This window comes from Catenulispora pinisilvae (assembly GCF_015356865.1).
Lineage (GTDB): Bacteria > Actinomycetota > Actinomycetes > Streptomycetales > Catenulisporaceae > Catenulispora > Catenulispora pinisilvae.
This window is the reverse complement of record NZ_JAAFZA010000394.1, coordinates 1-6,097: the sequence shown is the minus strand read 5'-3', so window position 1 is coordinate 6,097 and position 6,097 is coordinate 1. Positions and strand designations below refer to the sequence as shown.

Genomic DNA, 6,097 nt, shown 5'->3' with positions numbered 1-6,097 from the left:
CGGGTGTTCCGGCCGGTGGCGGTGACCGGGGAGGCTTCGAAGGCTGATTTGGCGGGGTGCTGGGAGTTGGGGGCGACGGTCGCCGCCGGGCTCATGTAGTCGCGGCGGCGACCGGGCGGTGTCAGATCGAGTCAGCTTGGTTCAGTGCAGGCTCGGTTCAGTGCAGGCTCGGTTCAGAGCAGGCTCCGTTCAGAGCGTGTCGCGCTCGGAGCAGTTCGGTTCACAGCAGGTTGAGATCGACGGCGGCTGCCATCGCCCGGTAGCCCGCATCGCTGAGGTGCAGGTGGTCGCCGGAGTCGTGGGCGGGATCCAGGGCGTCGCCCATTGCCCGGGCGAGGTCGATGACGGCGTCGTATTCTTGCGACTCGCGGATCCAGGTGTTGATCGTTTCGCGCTCGGCCTCGCTGCGCGGGGTTGAGTAGGCCGAGCCGCGGATCGGCAGCAGGGTCGCGCCGACCGCCCGTAGTCCGGCGGCGTGGGCGCGCCGGATCATGTCTCGGTGGCCGGTGATGACCTCTTCGGCCGAGACCTCGGTGTACGGATCGAGGACCGGGAACGGCGAGTCCTCTGCCAGCTCGCTGATGCCGATGTCGTTGATCCCGGCGAGGATCACGACGGTGTCCGCCCCGGGCTGCGGCAGCACGTCGAGCCCGAGCCGGACCGGGGTGCGCTCGCCGAGCCCGGCCGAGTCGATCGTCACCCGGTTGCCGCCGATGCCCTGGTTCAGCACGGCGCGGGGCCGGCCGGACGCCGCCAGCCGGCGCGCCAGCAGGTTCGTGAACCGCTGGTCGGTGTCGGGCGTGCCGCCGGTCCCGTCGGTGAGCGAGTCGCCGAGGACGACGATGCCGCCGCTCCGGTCGCCTCCGATCCGGTTACGGTCGCTGCTCCGGTCGCCGTCGCCCCGCTCGGCGGCCACGTCGATGCCGCTAAGCAAGTACCAGGACCCGGAAGTCTCGGTGAACGCGGCGCCGTCGTCGTCAGCGCGTCGGTCGCCCGAGCCCCGGTAGGTCGTCGCGAGCGATTGCGCGTGGCACGTCGCCGGGCCCGAAGGCTCGGCCAGGTACATCGTGACGGTCACCGCGTCGAACGCCTCGGTGCCCAGCGCGACGCCGTCACTGCTCACGTCCTCGCCGGCCGGGATGACGAAGCCGGAATCGCCGCCGACCGTCACCGCGTGCACCGTCTCGGGCTTGACCGCGGCGCCTCCCACGCCCACGGGCAATGCGACGCTCAGACCCGCGACCCGCAAAAGCGTCGTCCCGTACCGGTTGGACAGCCGGATCCGCAGCGCTTCGCCGCCGATGCTCAGCCGGACGGTCTGGCGGAGCGTCTGGTCCGCGAAGCCGGCCTCGGACCAGTTGGGCTCGAACCCCGCGCCCGGCATCTGTGGGGATGCGGTCCAGGTGGCGGCCCAGCCGTTCTCGTCGCGACTCATCCGAAGAACCCCACAACGCGGCGGATGCGGGTGTCGGGGCCGGGCGTGAACTCCACGACGTCGTAGCCGGTGGCTACAGTGCCCAGTTCCCAGGTGAAAAGTGCCTGATCGTGGTGCATGCCGAGAACGGCACCCAGGGTGAATCGCAGGTCGCCGAACTGCTGTTGCGCCTTGTCGATCGCCGCTGAGAGTGCGGCGTGGCCCTGCAAGCCGGCGTAGTCGGGGTCGCTGTAGACCGAGTCGTCGCTGAGCACGGACTCCATCAGCTTCCTGCGAGTGTCGGCGTCGCGCTCGTTCCAGATCTCCAGGTAGCTGTTGATCAGGTCGGTGGGGATCAGATCGGTGGGGTTCACAGGTTTGCTCCTTCGAGGATTTCGGGGTCTACAGACTGTTGAGCTGCGGGACGGGACGGTTTCAGGGCCAGGGCTATCAAGCCGCCGACGACGGTGATGACGGCCGCGGTCCACCCGGCGGCGTGCAGGGCGGCGAGGCGGTCGGAGGAGCCGGTGGCGATGGCGACGAACAAGGCCAGGCCCAGCGCGCCGCCGATCTCCTTGGTGCTGCTGGCCAGTCCCGACGCGACACCCTGCTCGTGCGGGGCGAGGCCGGAGCCGGCCGAGGCGAAGAGGGTGACGAAGGCGATGCCGCCGAACACGCCCCACACGATGCTGCCGGGCAGCAGTGTCCAGAAGCCGCCGGTCGGCGTGGTGCCCGCGACCAGGACGGCGATCCCGACGCCGGTCCCGATCGTGGAGACGACGAGCGTGGTGCGGATCCCCCATCGGCCGAGCAGCGCCGGGGTGAGCTTCAGGGCCGCGATCATGCAGGCCGTCGTGAGCGGCAGGAAGGTCAGGCCTGCCTTCAGCGAGCTGTAGCCGAGGACGGGTTGCAGATAGGAGGTGAGGATGTAGTAGCCGCCGCCGAGCGTGCCCTGGAAGATCGCGATCACGATCATCGTGGTGGCCAGGCCGCGGCTGCGGGCCAATCGCAGCGGGATCAGCGGTTCGCGGGTGCGGGCCTCCACCACCAGTAGTGTCACGAGCAGGACCACCCCGGCCGTCAGCGCCCCGCCGCCGCGCAGCGTTCCCCAACCGGCGTCCGTGCCGCTGGCCAGGCCGAACACCAACAGCGCCGAGCCGGCGGTGGCCAGCAGCGCGCCCGGTACGTCGAAGCCGCCGGAATTGGGGGCGGGATCAGCGGGCAGCAGGATCGGGGCGGCGATCACACAGCCGAGGGCCAGAGGGACGTTGACGAAGAACACCCATTCCCAGCCGAGGTAGTTGGTCAGTACCCCGCCCAGCAGGGAACCGGCGGCCAGGCCCGCGCTGCCGGCCATGCCCCAGACACCCAGCGCCCGGTTGCGCTCCGGGCCCTCGGCGAATCCGCGATAGATGAGCGTGAGGGTGGCCGGCGTCAGCAACGCCCCGCCGGCGCCTTGGCCGGCGCGGGCGGCGACCAGGAGGTCGGAGCCGGTCGCCAGGCCGCCCGCGAGCGAGGCGACGCCGTAGATCGCGAGTCCGGCCATGAACATCCGGCGGGCGCCGAGCCGGTCCACGGCCCGTCCGCCGAAGAGCAGAAGCCCGCCGAGCCCGACCGCGTAGGCGCTCACCACCCACTGCACGGACGACGGGGAGAAGCCCAGTTTCCTTCCGATGTCGGGTAGGGCCACGTACACGATGTTGTAGTCGAGAGCCACGATGAGCTGCGTCAGGGCCAGCAGGCCGAGGCGCAGTCGGTGTTTTTCCATCGAATCGACACTCCGTTGAGCGACTGTTGAGCGACTGTTGAGCGACTGCCATGTGACTGCATGCGACTGCCGTTGAATTACTACACGGCGTTCAAAATAAGTCACGCCGTACAGTACCCCAACCCTGTAGAGTGTCAACCGTGAGCGAGCAGCAGCCCCCGAACCGTCGCGCCCGCCTCCGCGAGCAGACGACCGCGGAGATCAAGGCGACCGCGCTCAAGCTCATGGCCGCCGGCGGTCCCGACGCCATCGCGCTGCGGGCCATCGCCCGCGAGATGGGAATGACGGCCGGTGCGGTCTACAGCTACTTCGCCACCCGCGACGACCTGGTCACCACCCTGATCGGCGATGTCTACACGGCGGCGGTGGCGTCCGCGGAATCCGCCCGCGACGCCGTCTCCGAGGCCGACCCCGGGGCGCGGATCATGGCTTGGGCGCTGGCGATGCGCGGGTGGGCACTGGAAAACCCCGAAGGCTTCCGGCTCGTCTACGGCGACCCCGTGCCGGGCTATCAGGCCCCCGAGGAAGGGCCGGGCAAGGAAGCGGAGCTACGTGCCTGTACCGGGCTCCTCGACCTCGTCGCCGCAGCCTGGCCGAAGGCCGCCGCGCTCCAGTCGGACAGCCGCAGATATGAGTGGACTGATTTCGACCCGGCCCTGGTCGCCCACGCTCAGGCGGACTTCCCCGACCTGCCGCCCACGGCGCTCGCCCTGACGCTGCGGGTGTGGGGGCGCATGCACGGCTTGGTGGCGCTGGAGATTTACGGCCATCTCCGGGCGCTCGCGCATGATCCGGCGGCGGTGTATCGCGACGAGATGGATGATCTTGTCGCCTCGCTCGGGCTTGGCGCTAGGGCTGAAGCCGAATAGCCGAATAGCCAACGAGCCAACGAGCCAACGAGCCAACGAGCCAACGAGCCAACGAGCCAACGAGCCAACGAGCCAACGAGCCAAACCGAACCGAACCGGGCCAAACAAAACCAAGTCAAGCCAAACCAAGCCAAACAGGCTCGCGCGACCGCCTCTGTCGATGGCGGCGGCGCGAGCCTGAGAAACGATCCCTACAGCTGGTAGAAGTCGCTGTAGTGGTCCGGCGAGTACCACACCTCACCGGTGTTCATGTCCACGACGATCCGGACCGCGTCGCGGTGGGCGCCGCAGGAACGCGGGTTGACGTCGAACTCCTGGAAGCTGTCGCCGGAGGGCAGCTGGCCGTCGTCGTTGTAGTAGGTGCCGCCGGCGTAGTTGCACTCGCCGTCGGGCCAGTTGTACCAGCCGCGCGAGCTCGGGTAGTTCATCGACGACCAGATCGAGTTCGCCGAGACCGCGTCCGAGCACCCGGAGATGGTGCAGGAGTTGTACACCGTCGCGTTCGCGGCGGGGCTGGCGATGACGGTCACGGTGACGGCGGACGCGGTGGCGGCGACGGCCACGGCGAAGCGTTTCGTCCAGGACATGCCCGGGCGGCGCTGGGACGACATGGAACCTCCAGGTCGTGGGGGAAGGTGGTCACCGACACTGTGACGCCGAATCCGGGCCTTCGCTACAGGGCAATCCCTGTAGATCGCCGGAAATCGCAAAGGTTCATCTGTCAGGACTCGGATACGTTCCGTACAGGTGGCCCGCTGTTTGATCTCGGGCCTGTGTCAGATACAGATCATCGGGGCGGAGTCGGCAAGGGCATATTCGGGGTCTGGTCCTAACCCCGGCGCCGCCCGTCCCGCAGGCTCGGCTTCACCTTCCGCCACGCGGCGTCGACCCGCCGGTCGAAGTCCCGGGAGTCGCAGCGCACCAGTCCGAGCAGCACGCCATAGGTGAAGGCGTTCTCCCCGGCCTGGTACGCACCGGCGGCCAGGTCGGAGAGCGCGGAGGCGGCGACCACCCGGTCGTGTTCGTCGCCGAGCACGTCTTGCAGGGCTTTTATGGGCTTGGCCGGCCGGCCCAGCGCCTCGGCGGCGTAGCGGGCCTTGCGGGCGGCCTTGCGCGCCTCGTGCATCGCGAGGTCGCGGTCCGTGCCGTGCGGCATGGGGAGCGCGGCGCGCATCCGGGTGCGGACGCGGCGGTGCAGGCGGGACAGGTCGGCGTCGGTGTCCGGCTTCACCGACGCGACGTAGACGTCGAGGTCTTTCAGGAGTCTGCGATAGCGCGGTGAGTCCAGCGCCTCGCCGACGAGTCCGAGTGCTGATTCCCGTTCCAGCTCGAAGACCGCCTGGACCCGTTGCCGCACCGGACCCAGGACGTACTCCGGCGGTGTCCGCTCCAACAGGGCCAGCACCTGCGCCGACAGCACTTCGGCCTCGCGCGCCGGGCCGAGCGCGTCCCCGAGCCAGCCCAGTTCCCCGATCAGCGCGGTGCGGCGTTTGGTGCCCGGCAGGACGTCGGCGAACGTGCGCAGGTTCGCGCGTAACGTCCGCGCCGCGACCCGCATCTGGTGCACGGCGTCCGGGGCGTCGTCGCGGACGGTTGGTTCAAGCGTGCCGAGCGCGGTGGCGTGGGCTTGCAGGGATGTCAGAAGGCTCATGTGGTGAATCCCATGTGCACGTGGTCGTGATGGGTCCGGTCGCTGAAGAACTGCGGGCCCGACAGCTGGCGGGGTCCGCCGACGTTGTAGGAGCCGAGTGCGGCCGCCCGGCGCATGAGGTTGTCCACGAGGGCGGTCGGAGTCGCGGGGTTCACGACAGCGTTGCCGTCGATTCGCCATACGTCAACCGCCCGGCCGCGCGGGTGGTCGCTGGGGCGGGTGGTGCCGAAGACGTCGATCGGGTGGCCGGAGCGGACCACGCTGACCGTCAGCTCGTGTTCCTGGGCCAGGGCGAGCAGCACGTTCAGGACGCTGTCGTGGACCTGGCCGCTGCGGACGTCGGCTTGCGCGGCCGGCGGAAGGCTCACGCGGGTCTGGGCGAGCAGGGCGGTGGC

General features: G+C 69.6%; 6 protein-coding genes and 2 pseudogenes. 2 read left to right on the top strand and 6 right to left on the bottom strand.

Translation table 11 applies throughout. The annotated features are described in order from the left end of the window. Positions 1-99: pseudogene (locus tag IZR01_RS54625) on the top strand (flavodoxin); the annotation flags it as partial. A gap of 121 nt (positions 100-220) precedes the next feature. On the opposite strand, the gene IZR01_RS47575 reads toward IZR01_RS54625, so the two are convergent. From IZR01_RS47575 to IZR01_RS47565, 3 genes are read right to left on the bottom strand one after another with little or no spacing between them, the layout of a single operon-like run. After that, positions 221-1,435, bottom strand: coding sequence for an SGNH/GDSL hydrolase family protein (locus tag IZR01_RS47575; protein ID WP_194927702.1), 1,215 nt, complete (start codon positions 1,433-1,435; stop codon positions 221-223). After that, positions 1,432-1,788, bottom strand: coding sequence for a nuclear transport factor 2 family protein (locus IZR01_RS47570; protein ID WP_194927701.1), 357 nt, complete (start codon positions 1,786-1,788; stop codon positions 1,432-1,434). Before IZR01_RS47570 ends, IZR01_RS47575 begins: the two co-directional genes overlap by 4 nt. Next, positions 1,785-3,182 carry an MFS transporter gene (locus IZR01_RS47565; protein WP_194927700.1) on the bottom strand — a complete coding sequence of 466 codons (1,398 nt, stop codon included), beginning with the start codon at positions 3,180-3,182 and terminating at the stop codon, positions 1,785-1,787. The genes IZR01_RS47570 and IZR01_RS47565 overlap by 4 nt, the downstream gene beginning before the upstream one ends. A gap of 140 nt (positions 3,183-3,322) precedes the next feature. Between IZR01_RS47565 and IZR01_RS47560 the strand changes: the two genes are divergently transcribed. Further along, on the top strand, positions 3,323-4,051 hold the full coding sequence (locus IZR01_RS47560; RefSeq protein ID WP_323746742.1) for a TetR/AcrR family transcriptional regulator: 729 nt from the start codon (positions 3,323-3,325) through the stop codon (positions 4,049-4,051). 191 nt (positions 4,052-4,242) lie between these two features. On the opposite strand, the gene IZR01_RS47555 is transcribed toward IZR01_RS47560, so the two are convergent. The 3 genes and pseudogenes from IZR01_RS47555 to IZR01_RS47545 all read right to left on the bottom strand — a co-directional run. Then, positions 4,243-4,662 carry a ribonuclease domain-containing protein gene (locus tag IZR01_RS47555; RefSeq protein WP_194899490.1) on the bottom strand — a complete coding sequence of 140 codons (420 nt, stop codon included), beginning with the start codon at positions 4,660-4,662 and terminating at the stop codon, positions 4,243-4,245. Positions 4,663-4,880: 218 nt separating this feature from the next. Then, the gene (locus IZR01_RS47550) at positions 4,881-5,702 is read right to left on the bottom strand and encodes a CHAD domain-containing protein (RefSeq protein WP_194927699.1); all 822 of its coding nucleotides are present in this window, start codon (positions 5,700-5,702) and stop codon (positions 4,881-4,883) included. Further along, positions 5,699-6,097: pseudogene (locus IZR01_RS47545) on the bottom strand (hypothetical protein); the annotation flags it as partial. The pseudogene IZR01_RS47545 and the gene IZR01_RS47550, both read right to left, overlap by 4 nt.